General features: G+C 65.6%; 21 protein-coding genes, 1 tRNA gene and 1 riboswitch. Of the genes, 13 read left to right on the top strand and 9 right to left on the bottom strand.

The window, feature by feature from the left end:
* Window positions 1-11: 11 nt before the first annotated feature.
* From AABD04_RS23770 to AABD04_RS23780, 3 genes are all read left to right on the top strand, one after another.
* Window positions 12-2,585: an alpha/beta fold hydrolase gene (locus tag AABD04_RS23770; RefSeq protein WP_341442738.1), complete on the top strand. Its 2,574-nt coding sequence runs from the start codon at window positions 12-14 to the stop codon at window positions 2,583-2,585.
* Between the two features lie 99 nt (window positions 2,586-2,684).
* Window positions 2,685-3,599, top strand: a complete 915-nt coding sequence (locus AABD04_RS23775) for an alpha/beta fold hydrolase (RefSeq protein ID WP_243596583.1) — start codon at window positions 2,685-2,687, stop codon at window positions 3,597-3,599.
* A complete protein-coding gene (locus AABD04_RS23780) occupies window positions 3,596-4,234 on the top strand; it encodes an LON peptidase substrate-binding domain-containing protein (protein ID WP_341442739.1) in 639 nt (212 codons plus the stop codon). The genes AABD04_RS23775 and AABD04_RS23780 overlap by 4 nt, the downstream gene beginning before the upstream one ends.
* Before the next feature lie 52 nt (window positions 4,235-4,286).
* Here AABD04_RS23780 and AABD04_RS23785 read toward each other — a convergent pair.
* Window positions 4,287-4,360, bottom strand: a tRNA-Met gene (locus AABD04_RS23785).
* Window positions 4,361-4,438: 78 nt separating this feature from the next.
* On the opposite strand from AABD04_RS23785, the gene AABD04_RS23790 reads away from it, so the two are divergent.
* The gene (locus tag AABD04_RS23790) at window positions 4,439-5,218 is read left to right on the top strand and encodes an enoyl-CoA hydratase/isomerase family protein (RefSeq protein ID WP_341442740.1); all 780 of its coding nucleotides are present in this window, start codon (window positions 4,439-4,441) and stop codon (window positions 5,216-5,218) included.
* Here the strand turns inward: AABD04_RS23790 and AABD04_RS23795 are convergent.
* The gene (locus AABD04_RS23795; RefSeq protein WP_341442741.1) at window positions 5,201-5,818 is read right to left on the bottom strand and encodes a DUF998 domain-containing protein; all 618 of its coding nucleotides are present in this window, start codon (window positions 5,816-5,818) and stop codon (window positions 5,201-5,203) included. The two genes, AABD04_RS23790 and AABD04_RS23795, sit on opposite strands and share 18 nt — an antisense overlap.
* A gap of 174 nt (window positions 5,819-5,992) precedes the next feature.
* On the opposite strand from AABD04_RS23795, the gene AABD04_RS23800 reads away from it, so the two are divergent.
* The gene (locus AABD04_RS23800; RefSeq protein WP_341442742.1) at window positions 5,993-6,556 is read left to right on the top strand and encodes a TetR/AcrR family transcriptional regulator; all 564 of its coding nucleotides are present in this window, start codon (window positions 5,993-5,995) and stop codon (window positions 6,554-6,556) included.
* Window positions 6,553-7,893 (top strand): ABC1 kinase family protein, encoded by a 1,341-nt coding sequence (locus AABD04_RS23805; protein ID WP_341442743.1) that lies wholly within the window; start codon window positions 6,553-6,555, stop codon window positions 7,891-7,893. The genes AABD04_RS23800 and AABD04_RS23805 overlap by 4 nt, the downstream gene beginning before the upstream one ends.
* 20 nt (window positions 7,894-7,913) lie before the next feature.
* On the opposite strand, the gene AABD04_RS23810 is transcribed toward AABD04_RS23805, so the two are convergent.
* Window positions 7,914-8,891 carry an NADPH:quinone oxidoreductase family protein gene (locus AABD04_RS23810; RefSeq protein WP_243596589.1) on the bottom strand — a complete coding sequence of 326 codons (978 nt, stop codon included), beginning with the start codon at window positions 8,889-8,891 and terminating at the stop codon, window positions 7,914-7,916.
* Between the two features lie 106 nt (window positions 8,892-8,997).
* Between AABD04_RS23810 and AABD04_RS23815 the strand changes: the two genes are divergently transcribed.
* Both AABD04_RS23815 and AABD04_RS23820 read left to right on the top strand, forming a co-directional pair.
* Window positions 8,998-9,684, top strand: coding sequence for a dienelactone hydrolase family protein (locus AABD04_RS23815; protein WP_341442744.1), 687 nt, complete (start codon window positions 8,998-9,000; stop codon window positions 9,682-9,684).
* Complete coding sequence (locus AABD04_RS23820; protein WP_243609308.1) at window positions 9,671-10,579, top strand: amidohydrolase family protein; 909 nt, start codon at window positions 9,671-9,673, stop codon at window positions 10,577-10,579. The genes AABD04_RS23815 and AABD04_RS23820 overlap by 14 nt, the downstream gene beginning before the upstream one ends.
* Before the next feature lie 9 nt (window positions 10,580-10,588).
* On the opposite strand, the gene AABD04_RS23825 is transcribed toward AABD04_RS23820, so the two are convergent.
* Both AABD04_RS23825 and AABD04_RS23830 read right to left on the bottom strand, forming a co-directional pair.
* Window positions 10,589-11,434 carry a patatin-like phospholipase family protein gene (locus AABD04_RS23825; protein ID WP_341442745.1) on the bottom strand — a complete coding sequence of 282 codons (846 nt, stop codon included), beginning with the start codon at window positions 11,432-11,434 and terminating at the stop codon, window positions 10,589-10,591.
* Window positions 11,435-11,462: 28 nt separating this feature from the next.
* A complete protein-coding gene (locus tag AABD04_RS23830; RefSeq protein WP_341442746.1) occupies window positions 11,463-12,329 on the bottom strand; it encodes an alpha/beta hydrolase in 867 nt (288 codons plus the stop codon).
* Window positions 12,330-12,496: 167 nt separating this feature from the next.
* On the opposite strand from AABD04_RS23830, the gene AABD04_RS23835 reads away from it, so the two are divergent.
* Window positions 12,497-13,678 (top strand): alkane 1-monooxygenase, encoded by a 1,182-nt coding sequence (locus AABD04_RS23835; RefSeq protein ID WP_341443132.1) that lies wholly within the window; start codon window positions 12,497-12,499, stop codon window positions 13,676-13,678.
* A gap of 10 nt (window positions 13,679-13,688) precedes the next feature.
* Here the strand turns inward: AABD04_RS23835 and AABD04_RS23840 are convergent, their stop codons facing one another.
* Window positions 13,689-14,891: an ATP-binding protein gene (locus AABD04_RS23840; RefSeq protein ID WP_243609311.1), complete on the bottom strand. Its 1,203-nt coding sequence runs from the start codon at window positions 14,889-14,891 to the stop codon at window positions 13,689-13,691.
* Window positions 14,892-15,119: 228 nt separating this feature from the next.
* Here AABD04_RS23840 and AABD04_RS23845 point away from each other — a divergent pair, with 228 nt between their 5' ends.
* A complete protein-coding gene (locus AABD04_RS23845; RefSeq protein ID WP_341442747.1) occupies window positions 15,120-15,587 on the top strand; it encodes a 2-isopropylmalate synthase in 468 nt (155 codons plus the stop codon).
* Window positions 15,588-15,722: 135 nt separating this feature from the next.
* On the opposite strand, the gene AABD04_RS23850 is transcribed toward AABD04_RS23845, so the two are convergent.
* The gene (locus AABD04_RS23850) at window positions 15,723-16,238 is read right to left on the bottom strand and encodes a hypothetical protein (protein WP_341442748.1); all 516 of its coding nucleotides are present in this window, start codon (window positions 16,236-16,238) and stop codon (window positions 15,723-15,725) included.
* 148 nt (window positions 16,239-16,386) lie between these two features.
* Here AABD04_RS23850 and AABD04_RS23855 point away from each other — a divergent pair, with 148 nt between their 5' ends.
* From AABD04_RS23855 to AABD04_RS23865, 3 genes are all read left to right on the top strand, one after another.
* On the top strand, window positions 16,387-17,286 hold the full coding sequence (locus AABD04_RS23855) for a metal-dependent hydrolase (RefSeq protein ID WP_243596598.1): 900 nt from the start codon (window positions 16,387-16,389) through the stop codon (window positions 17,284-17,286).
* A gap of 83 nt (window positions 17,287-17,369) precedes the next feature.
* Window positions 17,370-18,389 carry a PDR/VanB family oxidoreductase gene (locus AABD04_RS23860; RefSeq protein WP_341443133.1) on the top strand — a complete coding sequence of 340 codons (1,020 nt, stop codon included), beginning with the start codon at window positions 17,370-17,372 and terminating at the stop codon, window positions 18,387-18,389.
* Window positions 18,390-18,401: 12 nt separating this feature from the next.
* Window positions 18,402-19,292 carry an alpha/beta fold hydrolase gene (locus AABD04_RS23865; protein WP_243596599.1) on the top strand — a complete coding sequence of 297 codons (891 nt, stop codon included), beginning with the start codon at window positions 18,402-18,404 and terminating at the stop codon, window positions 19,290-19,292.
* A 9-nt stretch (window positions 19,293-19,301) separates the two neighbouring features.
* On the opposite strand, the gene AABD04_RS23870 is transcribed toward AABD04_RS23865, so the two are convergent.
* Both AABD04_RS23870 and AABD04_RS23875 read right to left on the bottom strand, forming a co-directional pair.
* Window positions 19,302-20,570: an LLM class flavin-dependent oxidoreductase gene (locus AABD04_RS23870; RefSeq protein ID WP_341442749.1), complete on the bottom strand. Its 1,269-nt coding sequence runs from the start codon at window positions 20,568-20,570 to the stop codon at window positions 19,302-19,304.
* A 1-nt stretch (window position 20,571) separates the two neighbouring features.
* Window positions 20,572-21,333 carry a 3-oxoacyl-ACP reductase gene (locus AABD04_RS23875; protein WP_243609317.1) on the bottom strand — a complete coding sequence of 254 codons (762 nt, stop codon included), beginning with the start codon at window positions 21,331-21,333 and terminating at the stop codon, window positions 20,572-20,574.
* 52 nt (window positions 21,334-21,385) lie between these two features.
* Window positions 21,386-21,478: riboswitch (TPP riboswitch) on the bottom strand.
* Window positions 21,479-21,499 lie beyond the last annotated feature (21 nt).

Consider the following 21,499-nt stretch of genomic DNA (forward strand, 5'->3'; position numbering starts at 1 on the left):
CAAGGAGAATCATGTCGATTCAGGACATCGATGCGCCGACCCGATTGGCTCTGGCCCCATTGTGCCGACCCGAACGCCGCGACACTCTGATGGCCCGCTACCGCGAGGTGGCGCACGCCCTTCCGGACGCCGTCGCACTCACCGCGGACGATGCCTCACTCACCTTCGACGAACTCCTCCATCGCGCCTACTCGCTGGCGCGCAAGATCGCCACACTCTTTCCCGCCGATTCTCGGCCGCTCGCCGTCGACGCCGACGCCACGACGGATTCGATCGTGCTGATGCTGGCCGTCGTCGCCGCCGGCCATCCACTCGTGCCCCTCGACCCCATGCTGCCCGCCGAACGGCGCGTCACGATCATCGACCAAGCCGCCGCGACCGCGATCGACTCCGCCACCGTCACCGCCGTCATGGACTCCTGCGTTCCGTTGCCGACCCTCTCGGGCGACCACACCGCGGTGATCAACTACACCTCGGGCTCCACCGGCACCGCCAAAGGTGTGATCCTCAGCCACCGAATGTGCCTGACCAAGGCGTACGAGGTCGCGAACGCGTTGGCTCTCGGCCCACACGACCGCGTCGGAAACTCGCTGCCGGTCAGTTTCGGTGCCGGCCTGAACACACTGTTCGCAGGACTGCTCGCCGGTGCAGCGGTGTATTGCCGCGACCCTCGATCAGGCGTCCCCAGCAGCACCGTGGAGTGGATCGCCGCGAATTCACTGACCACGCTGCACTGCTCGTCGTCGCTGCTGCGCGCGGTGTCCGCTTCCGACCACCGACCACCCGACCACACAGACGGCGGGCGCGCAGCCGTACCGACTCTGCGCATCGTCACCACGTACGGCGAGTCACTGCACTCCGACGACGCCGACGGTTTCAGACGGAAATACGGCAGCCGGACCACGGTGGTCAACTGGTACGCGACCACCGAGGCCGGTGCCGTCGCCTACGACGAGTACCCGTTCGATCGAGTTCTGCCCTCGGGCTTCCTGCCTGCCGGCAGGCCCATCGCAGGCAAGCTCGTCGAAGTCGTCACCTCCGACGGGTCAACATGTGCACCCGACGTGATCGGCGAAGTGCGGGTCACGTCGAACTGCTTGGCCGACGGTTACCTCGGCGACGCCGGTCCGGACTCCCAACGATTCGCGGCACTCGACGACGGCCTGTTCCGATATCGCACCGGTGATCTGGGAAGACTCGACGAACACGGGACGCTGCATCTGGCCGGACGCATCGACGACGCGGTCAAGGTACGGGGATATCTGGTCGAGCCGGCCGAGGTCGAGGCAGCCCTACGCGCCATGCCGGAGATCGGCGACGCCGCGGTGATCGGTAGGAACTCCGGCAACGGCACCGACCTCGTCGCCTACGTCTGCGCAGCCCGATCCGGTCGACGACCCCCGGTCGCCGAGATCAGGGCGGGGCTGCGCCGGACGTTGCCGGAATGGATGGTGCCCGCTCACGTCGTGGCGCTCGACGTGATGCCTCGCAACGAACGCGGCAAGGTGGACCGACGGGCACTGCCCGAGCCGGCCGATCGACGAGTCGAGCGCATGGCGGTCGGCCCAACCGAGTTCATCGTGGCCGAGGCCGCCCGCGCCGCGATCGGTCTCGACGCCATCGGACGGGACGAGGATTTCCTGGCCCTCGGCGGCAACTCGCTGACCACCACGGCAATGTTGGCTCACCTTCGCGAGGGGTTGAAGATCGACCTGACGCCGGAGGACGTGTTCGCGGCGACGACCGTCAGAACGCTGGCCGCGACAGTCGACGCTCGACTGGAGGACGCTGCGACGGCCCGTCGGCGCACGACCGGCGAACAGGACGTGCTCGTGCCGCTGCGCACCGAGGGCAGCAGAGCACCGATCTTCCTCGTCGGTGGTGCAGGCGTCGGCGCGATGGCGTTCCTCAACCTCGTCAAACACATCGACGACGACCATCCGGTGTATGCGCTGCAGGCACACGGCCGCGGCAAGCGCGGACGGCCGGACCGCACCATCCGGCGGACCGCGAAGCGATACGTCGACGCGATTCGTACTGTCCAAGCCGAGGGTCCGTTCCACCTCGTCGGCCACTCGCTCGGCGGCTGGATCGCGATCGCGATGGCGGAGGAGATCAGAGACTCCGGACTCGGCTCGCCGCACCTACTGCTGCTCGACACGCGGCTGTTTCGACATCTGCTGGACAAGCTGCCCGGCGGTACCGCGGTTCCGGCTGCTCCACCGGCACAAACGCGAGAAGAGGCAGGCTTCCACCTCGGCCGCGTCGGGACGGCCGCACTCTGGGTGCGGATGCAGTGCGCCGGGTTGCTGCGATACCCGACGACGATGGAATGGTTGGTCTTCGCGAGCATCGGGTACGTCGCTCTGAACAAGCACGTGCCGACTCCGTGGTCAGGTTCGATGACCGTGGTTCGCACAGCAGAGAACGTGAAGGATCTCAGGTCGTGGCAGACGGTCGCTCGTGGTGAACTGACCTTCGTCGACATCTCCGGGGATCACGTCGACATGTTGCGTGAACCGATGGCCGAGCAGTTGGCCGAGGTCATCACGAACACCTTCGACGGCGCGGACCTCGCGCGCTGACCGACGGTCTGTCGCGGTGCCGGCTCAGCTTGTACGTTTGTGCCAACGGCTCACCGAGCCGCGCGACGATCCGGGAATCACACGACGAGGAGGTCGACCATGAGTTCATCGTACGAATTGCAGTCGGTAGAACTACACAAGGACGTCCTGCGATACGTGGACATGGGCGATGGCCCGCCCGTGATCCTGGTGCACGGTCTGCTCGGATCGCATCAGTCCTGGGGCCCGCAACTCGAACGTCTGTCGCTGAAATATCGGGTCATCGCACCCGATCTGTTCGGTCACGGTGACTCCGACAAGCCGACCGGCGACTACTCGCTGAGTTCGCATTCGGCCACCATCCGCGACCTGATGGACCACCTGGGCATCGACTCCGCTCCGATGGTGGGTCACTCTCTCGGCGGCGGCATCATCATGCAGCTGACGTACCTCTTCCCCGAGCGAGTGGATCGCCTGGCGCTGGTCAGCAGCGGCGGCCTCGGTACCGAGGTGAGCCTGCTCCTCAAGGCTGCAACGCTGCCCGGTAGTGAGCTGGTGCTGCCGCTGCTCGCATCGGATTGGTTCCGCAAGCGCACCGAGGGCGCGCTCGCGCAGCTGGGCAAGTGGGGTCTGCCGGTCGAGCCGGGGCCGAGCATGGCCGAGACCTGGAGGTCGTTCCGGTCGGTCGCAGACCGCTCCACCCGCGGGGCGTTCCTGGCGTCGACGCGAGCAGTGGTGGGTCCGCGCGGTCAAACCGTCAGCGCCAAGCAGCATTTCGAGAAGTTCGAGTCGATTCCTTCGCTGCTCGTCTGGGGCGGCAAGGACCGGATGATTCCTGCCAAGCACGCAGACAACATTCGACGCGAGGTTCCGAACAGCCGCGTCGAGATATTTCCCGATGCCGGTCACTTCCCGCAACTCGACGAGCCGGACTTCTTCTTCCGTCTGCTGGACGAGTTCTTGAATGCGAACGGAGCGGAGAAGAACGCAACCGCCGAGATCAGCCCGGCAGTCATGCCGTTGCAACGCCCGTGAGCGTCGTTCCCATGTTTCCGCTCGGCAGCGTGCTGCTCCCCGGCGAACGCTTGCCACTGCACATCTTCGAGCCGCGGTACCGAGCTCTGGTGCACGATTGCCTGAAGCAGGACGATCCGAGTTTCGGCGTGGTACTCATCGCGCGCGGGCACGAGGCCGGTGGCGGCGACGTGCGGCACGACGTGGCGACGACCGCTCACATCATCGCCCACGAGGCCATCGGTGATGGCCGATATCTGCTCGAATGCGTCGGTGGTGAACGGATCAGGATCGACGCCTGGCTGCCCGACGATCCGTACCCCCTGGCCGATGTTCGACCGTGGCCCGACGAGGACGCCGACGCCGTGATCGCCGACTCCGAGTTCGACGCCACCTGGGGGCGAGTCGAGGACCTCTACGAGCTGATCGGTCGCCTCGAGTCGACGGAGAATATTTCCACACCCGGCGTTCCGGACTTTCTGAGCCTGCCGATCTCGGCTGCCGAGAAGATCTGGTCGCTGGCCGCATTGATACCGATGGGGCAGTCCGATCGACTCGACATCCTGTCCGGGCCGGACGCCAGAGCACGTATGACCGCCCTCGACGACGCCATCGAGAATGTCACCGCCGTCGTGCAATTCAGACTGCAACCCTGAGGCAGAAACACGTCAGGCCCGACATCATCGATGCCGGGCCTGACGTATGTAGTAGCGGGGACAGGATTTGAACCTGCGACCTCTGGGTTATGAGCCCAGCGAGCTACCGAGCTGCTCCACCCCGCGTCGGGTGTTCACCACGCTACATGCCATCTCGGCAGTCTCCCAATCGCCAGGTCAGCCGCACGCTCTACGGTTCTCTTCATGCCCACCGCACTATCTCCCGTCCTGACTTTCCCGCACGACGCCATCGCGCAGATCACCCTGAGCAACCCGCCGGTCAATGCTTTGACCCGTCCGGCGACGCGGCGACTGCGCGCCGTCCTTCTCGAGTTGATCGACGACGCTGCGGTTCGGGCCGTCGTTCTCACCGGCGACCGGGTGTTCAGTGCCGGTTCGGATATCTCCGAGATGCCGGAGATGCAGGACCGCGGTGACGTGCTCGCCCGCAAGAGCATTCTCGAGAACGCCACCCTCGAGATGCTGGACGATCTGCCGCTGCCCACGGTCGCCGCGATCGACGGATTCGCGTTGGGCGGCGGACTGGAACTGGCACTGTGCTGCGACCTCGTCGTCGCCGACGCGGGGGCTCGACTGGGACTCCCGGAGATCGACCTCGGTGTGATCCCCAGCAGCGGCGGGTCCATGCGAGCGCTGCGGCGGGTCGGTCAGGCGCGCGCCGCCGAACTGGTCCTGCTCGGGGAGCCCGTCTCGGCCGAGACTGCTCTGGAGTGGGGTCTGATCAATCGCGTGGCTCCACGTGGACAGTCGTTGTCGGTGGCACTGGATGTGGCGCAGACGCTGGCGCGTAAATCGCGCTCTGCCGTTCGGGCGAACAAGCGTGCCCTCGCGCTCACGTTCGGCGAGTCCCCTGGCCTACCTGCACGACGGGCACTGCCGGTGTTCGAGGAGGCGTTCGACTCGGCCGACGGCAAGGAGGGCGTGCGCGCGTTTCTCGCCAAGGAGTCACCCCACTTCGGATAGACGGTGCCTGACCAGAATCGTTGCGCCGGTCACGATCTCCCATCCGATGATCGTGTAGACCGAGATGCGCTCGAATGTTCCGCCGCCGAGGATTCCGGTGTCGGCGAGAAACAGAGCGAGCCCCACCAGGCCGGCCACTCCTGCGGTCGCACTGCCAACGGTGTACCACCGCGGCGCGCCGACGCGACCGCCGTATCGGCCTGCGGCCAGCAGTGCCAGATTGCCGCCGATGATCGCCATGCCTGCGCCCACCGCATGGGGCGTCGACGCTCCGTCGACCGAGGCGTGGGCGAGCCCGACGACGATGCTGCCGACACCGTGAACGACGGAGGTGCCGGCCACGATCCACCGCGCACGACCCTCGAAGAGCACCGACAGTCCCAGCCCCGCCAGGACGAACAACGTGCCGTCGACGACGAAGCCGGTGTTCATCACCACGTGCAGCGGCGAGAGGTCGGGGATTCCGAGGTCGCTGATGTTGTTGCGGGCGTAGCTGTACGGCCGGTCCGTCCAACCGAGCGCGGCGACGGCTTCGGCGGCCAGATAGGTCACCCCGCCGACGAGGAAGGCTCCGGCTGCCAAGACGGTGGTTCTCTTCACAGCTGCAGTATCCACTGCGCTCACCTCGATGGGTCATTCCGCAGGCTCCACTCCCGCGACCCCCATGGGTCATTCCGCAGGCTCCACTCCCGCGACCCCCATGGGTCATTCCGCAGGCTCCACTCCCGCGACCCCGATACACCCGCCGTGTACCGATTGGTACAGTACCGGCTCATGAGCGATCGCCACGACGTGGTGCCGATACTCGCAGGGGTGTTCCGCGACCACGGATTCGACGGGTCGTCCCTCTCGGTCATCAGCAAACAGACCGGCCTGGGGAAAGGCAGTCTCTATCACTACTTTCCGCGAGGAAAGCAGGAGATGGCGGAGGCCGTCCTCGACGACGTGGAGCAGTGGTTCCAGCACCACGTGTTCGAGCCGTTGCGACTCGGCACCGACGCTACGTCGACCACCCACGAGATGTTCGAGCAGACCGCGCGATATTTCCGATCGAACCGCCTGGTGTGCCTGTTCGGGGCGTTCACTCTCGGACTCGAACGCGCGGTCTTCTCGGGCCGTGTCGCTGCCCATTTCACTCACTGGATCGAGGCACTCACCCCGGTGCTGCGACGGATGGGCCACGGAGACTCGGCAGTCGAACTGGCCGAGGAGATCGTGGCCGGCATTCAGGGCGCGCTGGTGCTCTCGCGCGCATCGGGCGATGTGGAGAGGTTCGATCGACTGTTGGCGCGTCTGGAAGCCTCAGCCGCACGCATTCCCGCAGGAGCGCTGCAGTGAGCCCGACGCCGGCACCGGAGCTGAGGAAATTCGGGATACGAGAACTGTTGCGGCTGATCGTCATCGGCTCGGTACTGACGTTCTTCCAGTTCGTCGCGATCGGGCGCTGGATTCGTGCCCCTCGGCGCGGGTGGCCGCTGCACGCCTCGGAAGCCGTCGTCGACGCGTTCTTCGTTCTCGGTCCCACCTTCGTCAAGGTCGGACAGTTGATGGGGTCGTCGCCCGGGTTGTTTCCCAAGGTCCTCGCCGATACCTGCCTCCGCTGCCTCGACGAGGTGCCACCGTTCCCCGGGTCGCAGGCGCGTGCGGTGATCGAGGCCGATCTGGGCCGCGGAATCGACGAGCTGTTCTCCTCGTTCGACGACGTGCCTCTCTCGTCCGCCTCGGTCGCTCAGGTGCACCTGTGCGTGCGCCGCGACAACGGGCGTGAAGTGGTCATGAAGGTGCAGCGGCGGGGCATCTACCACCGCATGAAGATCGACCTGCGAATCGCCTACCTCATCGCGCGCGGCCTCGAGAAGTTCATTCCGTTCTTCGCCACGGCCAACGCGTCGGCCATCATCGTCGACCTGCATGCCGCCACGTTCGCCGAGCTGGACAGCGCCGTGGAAGCCAAGCGGCAGGACAGCTTTCGTGCGGCCATCGGTGCGTTCGACGACAACGCCCACGTCACTGCGCCCGAAGTGTTTCTCGACTACTGCGGCGGACGGGTCATCTGCATGGAACGCATGCACGGCTCCCCACTCGACCGCTACGAACCAGGAGAGCAGTCCGAGCTCATCGTCCGCCGTGCAGCCAAGGTGTGGATGGAAGCGCTTGTGCTGCACGGCCTCTTCCACGGTGATGTGCATGCGGGCAACGTGTGGGTCCTCGACGACGGCCGGGTGGCGTTCCTCGACTTCGGCGTCATGGGCGAAGTGGACGAGCAGTGGCGCGCTCTGCTGCTCGACCTGTTCCACGCCACCGTGATCGACGGCGACTTCACCCGACTCGCCGGCACCGTCAAGCGGCTGGGAATCGTTGCTCCGCAGATGGGTTCGGATGCCGAGGTCGGCGCGATCCTGCAGTCGGTGTTCGCTCCGATGCTCTCGGCGACCCTCGCGCACTTCAGTCTGGCGGACTTCATTCGGGCGCTGGTGAGTATGGGCAAGCAGTACAAGACGTCGAGTCCCGAGGAACTGATCCTGGTGGCAAAACAACTCGGCTACTTCGAGAGATACGCCATCGAGCTCGCGCCCGACTGGGCGCTCGGCACCGACCCGTTCGTGTTCAAGAACGTCTTCCCCGCCGAGATCGCGGCCCTGGCCGAGGCGCGAGGTGTCGAGCTACCGGAGTGAGGCGGTAGCTCGACGCACTGTCAGCGAGTGAAGTCGAGCACCACTTTGCCTGCGGCAGTGCGGTTCTCCAGTGAGGCGATGGCCGCGGCGGCCTCGGCGGCCGGGAACACCGACGGCTCGGGAGCCACGAGCGATCCGTCGGCGAGCAGCGGTTCGATCTCGGCCCACTGGGTAGCGAGGTAGCCCGGACGCGTCATCCACCATGCGCCCCAGCCGACACCGACGACGTCGACGTTGTTGAGCAGCAATCGGTTGACCTTGACGGTCGGGATCTCGCCACCGGTGAAGCCCAGCACCAGGATTCGGCCCGACGGCGCGAGCGAGCGGATGCTGTCGGTGAACCGGTCACCGCCCACCGGATCGACGACGACGTCGACGCCACGGCCGCCGGTCAGTTCCTTCACCGCGTCCTTCCATCCGTCGACGAGCACCACATCGGTGGCTCCGGCAGAGCGAGCGATATCGGCCTTGGCCTCCGAGCTCACCACTGCGATCACGCGAGATGCCCCGAGCACCGGAGCCATTCGCAGCGCGGAGGTTCCGATGCCTCCGGCTGCTCCGTGCACCAGAACCGTCTCGCCCGGCGCCAATCGGCCACGTTCCCGGAGCGCGAAGTGCACCGTCAGATCGTTGAACAGCAATCCCGCCCCTGCGGACAGGGATACCGACTCGGGCAGCGCGAAGACCGTGTCGGGTGAGACGACGGCGACCTCGGCCATACCGTCGCTCAGTCCCGTCAGCGCTGCGACTCGATCCCCGGCCGAGAAACCGGACTCCGGCGGTGCCGACCGAACGATGCCGGCGATCTCGCTACCGGGGACGAACGGCAGTTCGGGCTTGTACTGGTACAGCCCGCGGGTGAGCAGAGCGTCGGGAAACGCGACGCCGGCGGCATGGACCTCGATGACCACCGAACCGTCACGCGGGGCAGGCTCGTCGATGTCCACCACGCTCACCGAGTCGGGTCCGTCGAGGCTGGAGATCTGTACCGCGCGCATGAGTTGTCCTCTCGGTCGGGATCGTTCCCTGCCCGCCACCGTACAAAACTGCGCGAGTTACCGGTGCTACCGGCACACATGAAGGGCGGTGTGCTCCAATCGACGGATGAGCACTACTCCCCTCACCGTCGTGCGGCCCGACGGCACCGCCCGCGGCGGCGTCATCGTCATCCAGGAGGCGTTCGGCGTCACGGACCACATCGTCGACGTCTGCAATCGAGTCGCCGCTGCCGGTTGGGTCGCCGTCGCTCCACATCTGTTCCATCGGCAGGACGGCGTCACTGTCCTGGACTACTCGGACATGGATTCGGCGATGGCAGCGATAGGGACGCTGAAGGCGGACGAAGTCGACTCCGACGTGGACGCGGCGGCGAGTGCTCTCGCCGAACTCGGGTTCGAGCCCTCGTCGATCGCCATCGTCGGCTTCTGTATGGGCGGCACCGTGGCCTTCCATACCGCTGTTCGACGCCCCCTCGGTGCGGCAGCGACGTTCTACGGCGGCGGAATCACGAACGGCCGCTTCGGCTATCCCGCAATGGCCTCGGTGGGCGATGCCCTCCAGACCCCATGGCACGGATTCTTCGGCGACCTGGACGAGGGCATCCCGTTCCAGGACGTCGAGACGCTGCGCGAGGTCACCGCAACGGCCCCGGTAGCCACCGAGATCACCCGTTACGCCCACGGCAAGCACGGTTTCCACTGCGACGACCGCCCCGCTGTGTTCGACGCCGACGCCGCGGCCGATGCCTGGGACAAGACTCTCGAGTGGTTCGACGCCCATGTCGCACGCTGAACAACCGCGCTCCGACGCCGAGCTCGCCGAGGAGACCGATCGAATCGTCGCGTTCTGGACCGAGCTGTCGTTGCCCGGTCTGTTCGACGTCCACACGCACTTCATGCCGAAGAACGTGATGGACAAGGTGTGGAGCTATTTCGACAGTGCCGGTCCGCTGACCGGCAGCGTCTGGCCGATCTCCTATCGGTACGCCGAAGACCGACGGCTGCAGGTCATTCGAGGATTCGGGGTACGGAAGTTCACCTCGATGATCTACCCGCACAAGCCGTCGATGGCTGCGTGGCTCAACTCGTGGGGTGCCGACTTCGCGGCCCGAACCCCCGACTGCCTGCAGACCGCCACCTTCTACCCCGAGGACGGGGCCACCGAGTACGTCGAGCAGGCGTTGACGAACGGCGCTCGAATCTTCAAGTCGCACATTCAGGTCGGTAACTACGCACCGAACGATCCCCTGCTCGACGGCGTTTGGGGCGCGCTCTCGGACGCCGAGGTACCCGTGGTGATCCACTGCGGTTCCGGCCCGGCACCCGGTACCCACACCGGACCGGGGCCGATTGCCGAGCTGCTGCAACGGTTCCCGAGGCTGCCGTTGATCATCGCGCACATGGGCATGCCCGAGTACGTCGAGTTCCTCGATCTGGCCGATCGCTACGAGAACGTACGCCTGGACACCACGATGGCGTTCACCGACTTCTCGGAGGCGGGGGCACCGTTTCCGAGACACGAACTCCCACGGCTGGTCGATCTGCAGAATCGGATTCTGTTCGGCAGCGACTTCCCCAACATCCCGTATCCGTACCTGGACGCTCTGCACGCAGTGCGCCGCCTGGACCTCGGCGACGACTGGGTTCGAGCCGTGTGCTGGGGCAACGGCGCTGCACTGTTCGGCTAGAGACGTTCTCTAGACCCAGAACTCGGCGATGCGCTCGGCGATGGCAATGCCCTGCGCTCGTCCGGCGATAGCCGCAGCCGATCGGACGGCGATGTCGGTGGCATCGGGTCCGATTGCTGCCGTCGACTCGGCGTCGGGGGCAATCACTTCCACCTTCGAGCCACCCTTGATCAACCGTTCTCGTTCGATCTCGAAGGGATCGTTCTCGAGGTCGAGCGCGCCGACCTTGAGCACCAGCACCTTCTCGAAACCGACTGCCAGATCGGCATTTTCGCTGGCTCGGATACCGCCGTCGACGTATCGGTGATCACCGATCGTCACCGGCGGCCACATGCCGGGGATGGCGCAGCTCGCAGCCACCGCGTCGACCAGTTCGACCCCCGAGCCACGGTCGAGAACCCGATGCCGACCGGTCAGCGCGTCGACGGTGACGATCCTCAGGTCGCGGTCGGGCCACGAGTGCGTCGGCAACCGTCGTCCGACGATGGCGCGGCGCTCGCGTTCGGTGATCGTCGATGCCGCCAGCGCCTCGGTGCCGATGCGCCTGCGGGTGTCGAGAGCACTGCCGTCGGAGTTCTGTGCCGCCCGAGCCAACATGGTGACCAGTTCGTCGATGGTCGTCTCGGCATGCGGTTCGTCGTCCTGCTTCGCCTCGTCTGCTTGACGCTCGAAGAACTCCGCAAGCGGGAGACCGCTCGAGATCTGCGCTGCCACCGAGGAGCCGGCCGACGTGCCCAGCAGCATCTCGGCGTCGGTGACGTCGGCTCCCGATTCCGCCAATCCCAGCAGGACGCCCGTCTGCCACGCAATACCTGCGACTCCGCCGCCGCCCAACACGAGTGCTCGCCTGGTCATGGTCGTACCCCTTCTTCGAAAAGATCCGTCAGGAACTTACAGCGCCGGTGGATAGACGGGGACGCAACCAGTCGATGAGGTCGTCGAGTACACGCTCCTTCTCCGGTTCGTTGAACACCTCGTGGAACAGCCCGTCGTACTTCTTCAGGGTGAGGTCGTCGGATCCGGCCAGTTCGGCGATCAGTTCGCTGCCGGAAACGTCGGCCAATCGATCCGCAGTTCCGTGCTGGAGCAACACCGGGATCCTCAACGACGGCAGACGGGCCGGAAAGGACTCGCCTGCGCCGAGCATCGCCGCGGCCAGGCCCGCCGAAACATTGCCGTGGTAACCCAACGGATCGGCAACGTACGCGTCGACGACGTTCTTGTCCCGCGAGACGAGGTTGGGGTCGAGCTTCAGGACGGGAGCGCCCGGTACGAAGCGTCCGAGAATCTTGCCCACCGCCACGAGGGCTTTCGGTTGCCCGACGCTGGGAACCACTGCCGGGCCGGACAGCATCAGACCGTCGAGGTCGCCCTGATGGTCCAGGGCGTAGGACAGTGCGATGGCACCGCCCATGCTGTGTCCCAGGAGGAAGGTGCGGCTGCCCGGGTGCTCCTCCGCAGCGATGCCGAAGAGCGTGTGCAGGTCGTCGGTGAAGTCGGACCACTTCGCCAGCGTGACCCGCTTGCCGCCGGATCGTCCGTGCCCGCGGTGATCGGGCGCGTAGACGACGAGACCGAGCGAACCGAGCCGCTCGATCACGTGACGGTACCGTCCTGCGTGCTCGGCCAGCCCGTGGGCCAGCACCAGGACGCCGGTCGGTGGTTTCTCGGCGGCGACGTCCGGGGTCCAGACGTCGTAGACGATACGAGTTCCGTGTACTCCGACGAACGCCGACTCGACATGCTGCATTCGGTCACCGTACAAGGACCGCGACACCTGCGACGGCCCATCGCTCGAACCCCATAGATTCGTCTAGGTAACTATCTTCAGAGGCGTGGCGATGTACTTGTGACAGACCACCACCGCACCCCCTCGTACCGCGTGGGCAGTCTCGAAGATCAGGAGTGAGTTCACGCATGCTCGACAAGGACGCCCCACGGGCCTCCCCGACGTGGCGCGATCCCAAACGTTATCTGTGGCCGCTGGGGTTGATCATTCCGTTGAGCCCGTTCCTGGCGTGGGGCTTGGTGACACTCCTCGGCCCCGGCGCATTCTGGACACTCGGTCTGATGATCATGGGCATCGCACTGCCACTGGTCGACAAGTTCGCCGGCGTCGATCGCAGCAACCCGCCCGAGGACGCTCTCGCAGCGCTCGACAAGGACAAGTACTACCGGTGGTGTGTCTATCTCTTCCTGCCGCTGCAGTACGCCGGACTCGTGGCCGCGTGTTACCTGTGGGCACACGGCCCACTCGGCACACCGGAAAGGATCGGCCTGGCCGTCACCGTGGGCGTCGTCGGCGGCGTCGGTATCAACGCCGCGCACGAGCTTGGCCACAAACGCGAGAACGTCGAGCGGTGGCTCTCCAAAGTCACCCTGGCGCAGACGCTGTACGGCCACTTCTACGTCGAACACAATCACGGCCACCATCTGCGCGTCGCCACCCCCGAGGATCCGGCATCGGCCAAATTCGGTGAATCGTTCTGGAAGTTTCTGCCCCGCACGATGATCCACGGTCTGCATTCGGCCTGGGATCTCGAATCCCGTCGACTCGCACGGTCGGGCTCGTCGCCGTGGACGCTGCGCAACAACCTCTTCAACGCGGCCGCGATGAGCATCGTTCTGTTCGGCGTACTGATCGCGCTGTTCGGGTGGATCGTGCTGCCGTACCTACTGATTCAGGCCGCCATCGCCATCGTTCTGTACGAGGCGGCGAACTATCTCGAGCACTACGGCCTGATGCGCACCACACGTCCGGACGGTCGCTACGCCAAGCCCTCGCACCGGGACAGCTGGAACAGCGATCACCTGTGGAGCAACCTGTTCCTGTACCACCTGCAACGCCACAGCGACCATCACGCGAATCCGGTGCGCCGCTACCAAGCGCTTCGGACCGTCGACGAGTCCCCGCAACTCCCGGCCGGATACGCCGTGATGATCTTCTGCGCGATGGTGCCGCCGTTGTGGCGGAAGGTGATGGATCAGCGGCTGATGGACTTCTACGACGGTGACCCTGATCTCGTCAACGTCGACCGCACCGATCGCGCCGCGGTGCGTCGCCTCGAGAAGCTGAGCGGGGCGCGGGCGCAGTCATAGGGGCGACGCCTCAGACCGCGGCGGGCTCGTCGGTCTGCGCTCTCAGATAGCGCCCGAAATGCGGCACCGTGAAGGCGATGGTGCCGCGCTCGGCCGAGTAGATCAGGCCCTTCTTGATGAGTCCGTCCCGGGCAGGCGACAGCGATGCCGGCTTGCGTTTGAGCTCGGTCGCCACGGCCGACGTGGGCACCGAGCCGTCGTCCACCGACAACTCGGCCATCGCGCGCATGTATTCGCGTTCGGCGGGCGTCGCGCGTTCGTAGCGCGAACCGAAGAATCCGACGGCCAGCTCTTCCTCTGCCGTCGGGGCAGCGACGCGCACGTCCTCGGCCGAGATCGGGCTGTCGGCAGCGAGATCCCAGGTCGCCTTCCCGTACGCCTGCACGAAGTACGGGTAGCCGTCGGCGGCCGCGTACAGAGCGTCGAGGGCGTCGGGGGTGAATTCGACATCCTCGCGATCTGCCGGGGCGATCAGGGCCAGGTCGGCCGCGGCTCGTTCGAGTCTGCCGATCCGGTGGTAACTGAACAGGCGCTCGGAGTAACTCTTGGACGCAGACAGCACCGCGGGCAGGTGCGGCAGCCCCGCCCCGACGATGATCAGCGGCGCGGTGTCCTGACTGAGCTCGTGGCAGGCCGCACACAGCGCGGAGATATCGGCTGGGCCCAGGTCCTGCATCTCGTCGATGAAGATGGCGATGCCCACGCCCACGTCCCCGGCCAGCGCGGAGGCGTCGAGCAGCAGTTCGACGAGGTCGATCTCGATGTCGCCGGAATCGGCGCGGCCGGTCTTCGCCGGGACGTCGATGCCCGGTTGCCACCGCTCTCGCATTCCCTTGTCGGCGGTGGAGCGCAGGGCGAAGGCCTTGAGCACGCCGAGGAACTCGTCGACGCGTTCGGGATCGCGATGCGAGGCCGCGATGCCGCGGACCGCCATGTGCAGCGCGGACGACAGTGGTCGGCGCAGTTCCTGGTCCGGCCGAGCCTCGATCTTGCCGGTGCCCCATCCGCGGGCGATGGCCGCGGATCGGAGTTGGTTGAGCAATACCGTTTTCCCGACGCCTCGCAGCCCGGTGAGAACGACGCTGCGTTCCGGCCGGCCGCGGGTGATGCGTTCGAGCACGACGTCGAAGGCGTCGAGCTGCTTCTTTCGACCTGCGAGCTCAGGTGGGCGCTGGCCGGCGCCGGGAGCGTAGGGGTTACGCACGGGGTCCATGGGGCCAAAGTTACAACGAATCGTGCGATATATGCGGACATCTAGCTCGTGTCCTAGAGATCTGTATTCGTTCGATACTTGCGGGACGGCCTAGGCCGGGGCTACTGTCGGCTCCGTGAAGCGCATTCTCGTAGTACGCCGCCGTAGCGGGGTCTGATTCGGACCGACCCCTCGCTGCGGGTCGTCGTGCTTTCTCGGTCCTCCCTTCACATTCGGAAGACCACCCTCATGAATTCACTTGCTTCCACTTTCGCCACGGATCCGTTCCATGCCCGTTTCGGCAGCGCCCTGCCGCGCACGATGCGCGACGCGATCACCGGGCAACACATGTCGTGGACGGCCTTCGTCGACCGCTTCTCGCCCACCACCGGCCCTCTTCGGCTAGGCACCTGGTCCGGAACTGGGGCCACCGGCGGCAAGACGTCGTTCGACGCCACCTTCGGTGTCGGTGACACCATCTTCGCTTGTGCGGCAACAACATACGGACCGATCGAGGCGTTGACGTCCATGCTCCACGACGCCGGATTCCGCATCGAGATCCTCTCGTTCCACCAGCAGATCATCGGCGACGAGACCGCCACCTTCGTCCTGGCCGAGCACGACGGTTGCCGCGAATGGTCGATGTCCATCGAGCCCGACGCAACCCTGTCGTCGATCCGAGCCATCGTCGCCGGAGCGAACATTCTGCATCGGTAGCCCCAACCGACGCCGCGAACTCGAAGTTGGGGACGAAAAACCGTCGAAAAGTGTCCATAACTTCGAGTTCGCCGTCGGCGTCGGTAGCGCTTTCTACGACCGTCTAGCCTATGGACAAGACAGTCGAAGATCGTGCTAGGGCATTTCGATCGTCTCGGCTCGGTGGACTTCGGCCAGTGCGCGGCGCAGGTAGGTCTCGGCGCGGCCGCGGCGCACCGCGAGTAGGTCCGCGACCACCAGCAATGCATGGGCCGGCCTCGGTTTCCTGCGCGCTTGCTCGTCCACATCGGCGACGCCAAGGGCTCCGGTGAGCACCTCGACAAACCCGGCTATGTCCAGATTCGGCAGCCAGTCCGCGCCTCGAACGGTTCTACCGAGCACCTCTTGGACGTTCTCACCGGTCAGTCCGTCGCTATGTACCTCTTCGAGCAACGTGCGTACCATTTCGGCATGCACGTGACCGGCCTGCGCCGTGTCCGAGCGGCCCAGCAGCTCGACGGCGTCGTCGAACGCGATCGGATCCCGCGCCGCCACAGCGGCGAGGGCATCGTTCGTGGCATCGGCGATCCGTCGCACCTCGGCGGGCCATTCGGCAGGCCAGGCGATGGGGACGGTGCTCGGGGGAACAGCCGCTGGGGAGGGGTCGGTCATCACAGCAGTCTCTCACTGCTCGACTGTCGTTCCGCAGGCTCCACTCCTGGCGCCTCCGACACGGTTCCTTTTACCTGTAACTGGTGTTTATACTAAAGCGCGCACTGTGGCATCGGCCACACATGTGGATGTGGAGGAGGTGGACTCGATGAACGAACGGAACACCGTCGCGTCGGATCCCGGCGAAGTGATGCTGCAGGCCAGGAACGTGAAGTTCGACTGGACCGATCTGCCGATGCACTGGGTGCCGGGAGATCCGTACACCACGCACGTACTCAACGTGCTGCATCTACTTCTCCCTGCCGGCGAGCACTGGTTCGTCGACACGTTCAAAGAGGCCCTCCCGTACATCGACGACGAGAAGCTGCGCGACGACGTCATCGGCTTCATCGGGCAGGAGGCGGTGCATGCCGAGGCGCATACCGGTGTCCTGGTGCACCTGCAGAACAACGGACTCGACCCCACTCCGTTCACCGATCAGATGGAATGGGCCTTCGGCAAGGTGCTCGGATCGGATTCGGTGACGAGTCTGCGATCGAAGAACAACCTCGTCGAGCGGCTGGCCCTCATCGCCGCCATCGAACACGTGACGGCGTTCCTCGGTGACTGGGTGCTCAACGCCGACGGTCTGGACCGAGCCGGCATCCATCCGACGATGCTCGATCTGCTGCGGTGGCACGGTGCCGAAGAAGTGGAACACCGCTCGGTCGCGTACGACACCCTTCGGTACTTCGACAAGCGCGAGGTACGTCGCCTGCGCACGTTCGTGGTGGTCGTGCCGTTGATGGGGTACATCTGGATGCGCGGCATCATCTTCCTGATGAAGAACGACCCCGAGCTGCAGAGTGCACCGAAGTCGGTCCGCAAGCCCCGTTCTGCCCTGTGGCGCAAGTCGGTTCGCCGCGGCACTCTGCCGGCGCTGACGCACGTCGGCCGCAGTATGTCTCGCTACCTGAAGAAGTCGTATCACCCCAGCCAGGAAGGCTCTACGGCTCAGGCCGTGCGCTACTTGGCGTCGTCACCGGCCGCGCAGGCTGCGGCGCGGTGAAGCTCTCGACACGTCGGGTTCCACGGCTGTTGCCCAAGGATGCGCCGCCCGATCTGCGTGGACGCCCTCGCGCCGATCGCTCGATGCAGATGCTCGGAACGTTCCTCAACGGCTACATGCACGCGACTGCCGGCAGGGAGTACGACGACGCTGTCGCCGGCCACAATCCCGATTCCGCGTTGCGGTTGGTGGTCGTGGACCGCGAGATCGTCGCCGAGGACGAGAACGTCGCCGCTCTGACCCTCGCTTCGCCGACGGGAGAGCAACTGCCGACCTGGCATCCCGGCTGCCACCTCGATCTGCACCTGCCGTCGGGTCGCCGTCGGCAGTACTCGCTGTGCGGCGATCCGTCCGACCGTAGCTGCTACCGCATCGCCGTGCGCCGAATCCCCACCGGCGCTGGTGGATCCATCGAGATGCATGCACTAGAGCCCGGCACCGAGGTCACCGTTCGCGGCCCGAGGAACGGCTTTCCCTTCGTCGCCGAGGGCAGCGCGCTGTTCGTGGCGGGCGGGATCGGCATCACGCCCATCATCGCGATGGTCCGTGCCGCACGAATTCTCGGGATGGACTGGCAGTTCGTCTACTGCGGTCGCTCTCGGGACACGATGCCCTTTCTCGACGAGATCGAGAGCTGGGAATCGGATCGCGTGTTCGTCCGGACCGATGACGTGTACGGGTACCCCACCGAGGGTGAGTTGCTCGAGCGCGCACCCGCAGGCGGTGCCGTCTACTGCTGCGGTCCTACCCCCATGCTCGACGCCGTCCGCCGCGACTTCGGCCAATGCCCCGCCACCGCACTGCATTTCGAACGCTTCGGCCCGCCGCCGATCCTCGACGGAACACCGTTCGAGGTGCAGCTGATCAGCAGCGGGGACGTGCTCGACGTCGCCGCTGACGCCTCCGTACTGACGGCAGTCAAGGAACGTAAGCCGAATATCGCGTACTCGTGCCAGCAGGGCTTCTGCGGTACCTGCAAGGTGCGGGTTCTGTCCGGCGAGCCCGAACATCTGGAATCACGATTGACCCCTGAAGAGCAGCGCGATCACATGCTCATCTGCGTCTCCCGCGCACGCAGCGGGCGTCTCGTACTCGATCTATAGAACGGAAAACTGTTGAGCAGCAACGCGGTTCGTACGACGGTCGTCAACGAGGGCATTCGATTGGCGGTGTTCGAGAGCGGTAACCCCGACGGCGATCCCATCGTGCTCGTCCACGGGTGGCCCGATACCCATGAGCTGTGGAGCCACATCGTGCCGCAGCTCGAGGACCGTTTTCGGGTGATCAGCTACGACTCGCGTGGAGCCGGCGAGAGCTCGGTGCCTGCCGAGCAGTCGGCGTACAAGTTGGCCCGGCTGGCCTCGGATTTCTATGCAGTCGCCGACGCCGTCAGCCCCGACGCCCCGGTGCACGTGCTCGCCCACGACTGGGGTGCCGTGGAGGTCTGGGAAGCCGCAGCCCAGCCGCAGGCGAAGGATCGAATCCGTTCGTACACATCGATTTCCGGTCCGAACCTCGATCACCTCGGCAAATGGTCGCAGTCGCGGCTGCGCAAACCCACCCTCACCGGTATCAAGCAGGTTCTCGCCCAGACGCGAGCGTCCTGGTACACCGTCACCTTCCACATCCCCGGGTTGTCGACGCTGCGGATCAAGCGCCAGTTCGCCAAGGGCTGGCCGGCATTCCTCGAAGAGTTCTCGGGAGTCGATCCGAAGCTCGTCACCCAGAACCCCACGCTGTGGTCGGACGCCACCAACGGCACCAAGCTGTACCGCGCCAACATCATTCCGCTGCTGACCAATCCACGCGACCGGTACATCGACATCCCCGTGCATCTCATCGTCAACACCGAGGACGTCGCGGTGCGGCCGTACCACTACGACGACACCGGCAAGTGGGTGAAGAACCTGACGCGCAACGACATTCCGGCCGGACACTGGTCGCCGATCTCCCATGCAGACGACATCGCGCGATTGACAACGGAATTCATCGACTCGCTGGACTGAACCTTCAGGTCAACCGGTCAGATGCCCGCGCAGCGTCGACGCAGTGTACTCCGATCGAAAGAGGCCGCGTTGCTGCAGGATCGGAACCACATGGTCCACAAAATCCTCCAGTGAGTCCGGGTAACGCGGACACATGAGGTTGAATCCGTCGGCGCCGCGTCCGATCCACGACTGCATCTCGTCGGCGATGGACTCCGGCGTGCCGATCATGGTGGCGTGCCCGCCCCCGGCCGCCAGGGTGCCGAGCAGTTCCCGCACGGTGGGAGCGTCCTTCTCGACGATCCGCAGGATTGTCTCGTAACGGCCCTGTGGTCCGGTGAACTCTGCTGCGGGTGGCAGGGACGGCACCGGAGCATCGAGTTCCCATGCAGCACAGTTCTGTCCGGTGAAGGTGGACAGCATCGCCAGCGACTGTTCGGTCGGTAGCAGCAGATCCAGCTCTGCCTTCTTGCGGCGGGCCTCGTCCATCGTCGACCCGATGTACGTCACCAGTCCCGGCATGATGCCCACTGCCGCACTGTCGCGACCAGCACTGTCGATACGAGACTTCACATCCCCGTAATAGCTCTGCGCGGCAACGAGATCGTAGGCGACGGCATAGATCGCCTCGGCGTACTTCGCCGCGAGATCACGCCCCGGTCCCGACGCACCGGCCTGGAACAGAACCGGCCTGCCCTGCGGCGAACGCGGTACCGTCAGCGGGCCGTCGACTTGAAAGTGCTTGCCGTCGTGGCCGATCGAGTGCACCTTGGCCGGATCGGCGTACATCCCCGTCCGATCGAGCGTCAACGCGTCGGTATCCCACGAATCCCACAGCGCCAGTGCAGTATCGACGAACTCTTCGGCGCGCGCATAGCGCTCCTCGCGACCGGGGATGACGTCCATTCCGTGATTACGCGCCTCGGCGTCGAACATGGAGGTGACGACGTTCCAGCCGGCACGGCCGCCGCTGATGTGATCGAGCGACGCGAGCATGCGTGCAGCGTGGAACGGGGTGTAGAACGTGGACGACACCGTGGTGACGAGACCGATGTGCGTGGTCGCTCTGGCCATGGCGGACAGCGCGGTGATCGGCTCGAGAAACCAGGTTCCGGCTCCGGCCGGGTCGCGCACCGAATGTCCGTCGGCGAAGAACACCGCGTCGAACTTGCCCCGTTCGGCGAGTTGCGCGAGTTCCTCGTAGTACGAGATGTCGCCGAGATCCTCCACTCGCGAATCGGGATGACGCCACGCTGCACTGTGGTGGCCGCAGCCGTAGAGAAAAGCGTTGAGGTGCATGTCAGTCCTTGACCAGGCCGCCGTCGACGACGAGATTCTGGCCGGTCACCGACCGCGCCCACGGCGAGGCGAAGAACAGCAGGGCATCGGCGAATTCCTCGGGGGTGGTGACGCGTTGCAACGGGGTCGAGGCGGCAATGAAGTCGAACACCTCGGCCGGGGTGGCGGCACTGGCGTCGGTGGTGCGGAGCAGTCCACCCGAGACCATGTTGACGGTGATGTTGTCCGCGCCCAGATCGGCGGCCAGGGTGCGGGTCAGTGACAGCAGAGCAGCCTTGGAGGCGGTGTAGTCGTGGTACGGCACCACTGGATTCTGGAACAAGTTGGTGCCCACGTTGATGATTCGCCCGAAGCCCGCCTCACGCATACCCGGCAGTGCGGCCTGAGTGGTGAGCAACGCTGCGCGGACGCTGCCACGCAACTGCGCGTCGAAACGCTCCCAGGTGATGGTGTCGGCCTTGGGTCGGGCATCTCCGTCGAAGGAGAAGTCGGCCAGTGCGTTGTTGACGACGGTGGTGATCGGGGTGCCGAAGTGCGCACGGGCCGAGTCGAACACCGTGGCCACCGCGCTCTCGTCGGTCACGTCGCCCTGAACCGCAAAAGCCTGTCCACCGAGCCGGTCCGCCAGCGCTTCGGCAGCATCTTTGCTGTTCCGGTAATCGATCACCACACGTGCACCCTGACCGGCGAACGCCGCGGCGATCGATGCTCCCAGCCCGCGTCCACCCCCGGTGACCAACACTGTCTGCTCGTCGAGTCTCATGCGCTCCGCCTCTCGCTCGAGGTCAGGACCGTCGCGGGGGGGGGCAGGAAATACCGAAACGTCACGACATTCCCTTCGCTGGTCCTAACCAGATCAGGTTCGACGGGTGTGATCTCAGCCCTGACGGGCACCCCGTGTCGCGGTCGACTGTACCTGTAGGTCTCTC

Source organism: Rhodococcoides navarretei (assembly GCF_038069675.1).
Classification (GTDB): domain Bacteria; phylum Actinomycetota; class Actinomycetes; order Mycobacteriales; family Mycobacteriaceae; genus Rhodococcoides; species Rhodococcoides navarretei.

Excerpts from the sequence above, each read along its gene's own strand:
- AABD04_RS23770 (WP_341442738.1), top strand. The coding sequence starts at position 12 with ATGTCGATTCAGGACATCGATGCGCCGACCCGATTGGCTCTGGCCCCA.
- AABD04_RS23775 (WP_243596583.1), top strand. The coding sequence starts at position 2,685 with ATGAGTTCATCGTACGAATTGCAGTCGGTAGAACTACACAAGGACGTC.
- AABD04_RS23790 (WP_341442740.1), top strand. The coding sequence starts at position 4,439 with ATGCCCACCGCACTATCTCCCGTCCTGACTTTCCCGCACGACGCCATC.
- AABD04_RS23800 (WP_341442742.1), top strand. The coding sequence starts at position 5,993 with ATGAGCGATCGCCACGACGTGGTGCCGATACTCGCAGGGGTGTTCCGC.
- AABD04_RS23810 (WP_243596589.1), bottom strand. The coding sequence starts at position 8,891 with ATGCGCGCGGTACAGATCTCCAGCCTCGACGGACCCGACTCGGTGAGC.
- AABD04_RS23815 (WP_341442744.1), top strand. The coding sequence starts at position 8,998 with ATGAGCACTACTCCCCTCACCGTCGTGCGGCCCGACGGCACCGCCCGC.
- AABD04_RS23820 (WP_243609308.1), top strand. The coding sequence starts at position 9,671 with ATGTCGCACGCTGAACAACCGCGCTCCGACGCCGAGCTCGCCGAGGAG.
- AABD04_RS23825 (WP_341442745.1), bottom strand. The coding sequence starts at position 11,434 with ATGACCAGGCGAGCACTCGTGTTGGGCGGCGGCGGAGTCGCAGGTATT.
- AABD04_RS23830 (WP_341442746.1), bottom strand. The coding sequence starts at position 12,329 with ATGCAGCATGTCGAGTCGGCGTTCGTCGGAGTACACGGAACTCGTATC.
- AABD04_RS23835 (WP_341443132.1), top strand. The coding sequence starts at position 12,497 with ATGCTCGACAAGGACGCCCCACGGGCCTCCCCGACGTGGCGCGATCCC.
- AABD04_RS23840 (WP_243609311.1), bottom strand. The coding sequence starts at position 14,891 with ATGGACCCCGTGCGTAACCCCTACGCTCCCGGCGCCGGCCAGCGCCCA.
- AABD04_RS23845 (WP_341442747.1), top strand. The coding sequence starts at position 15,120 with ATGAATTCACTTGCTTCCACTTTCGCCACGGATCCGTTCCATGCCCGT.
- AABD04_RS23850 (WP_341442748.1), bottom strand. The coding sequence starts at position 16,238 with ATGACCGACCCCTCCCCAGCGGCTGTTCCCCCGAGCACCGTCCCCATC.
- AABD04_RS23855 (WP_243596598.1), top strand. The coding sequence starts at position 16,387 with ATGAACGAACGGAACACCGTCGCGTCGGATCCCGGCGAAGTGATGCTG.
- AABD04_RS23860 (WP_341443133.1), top strand. The coding sequence starts at position 17,370 with ATGCAGATGCTCGGAACGTTCCTCAACGGCTACATGCACGCGACTGCC.
- AABD04_RS23870 (WP_341442749.1), bottom strand. The coding sequence starts at position 20,570 with ATGCACCTCAACGCTTTTCTCTACGGCTGCGGCCACCACAGTGCAGCG.
- AABD04_RS23875 (WP_243609317.1), bottom strand. The coding sequence starts at position 21,333 with ATGAGACTCGACGAGCAGACAGTGTTGGTCACCGGGGGTGGACGCGGG.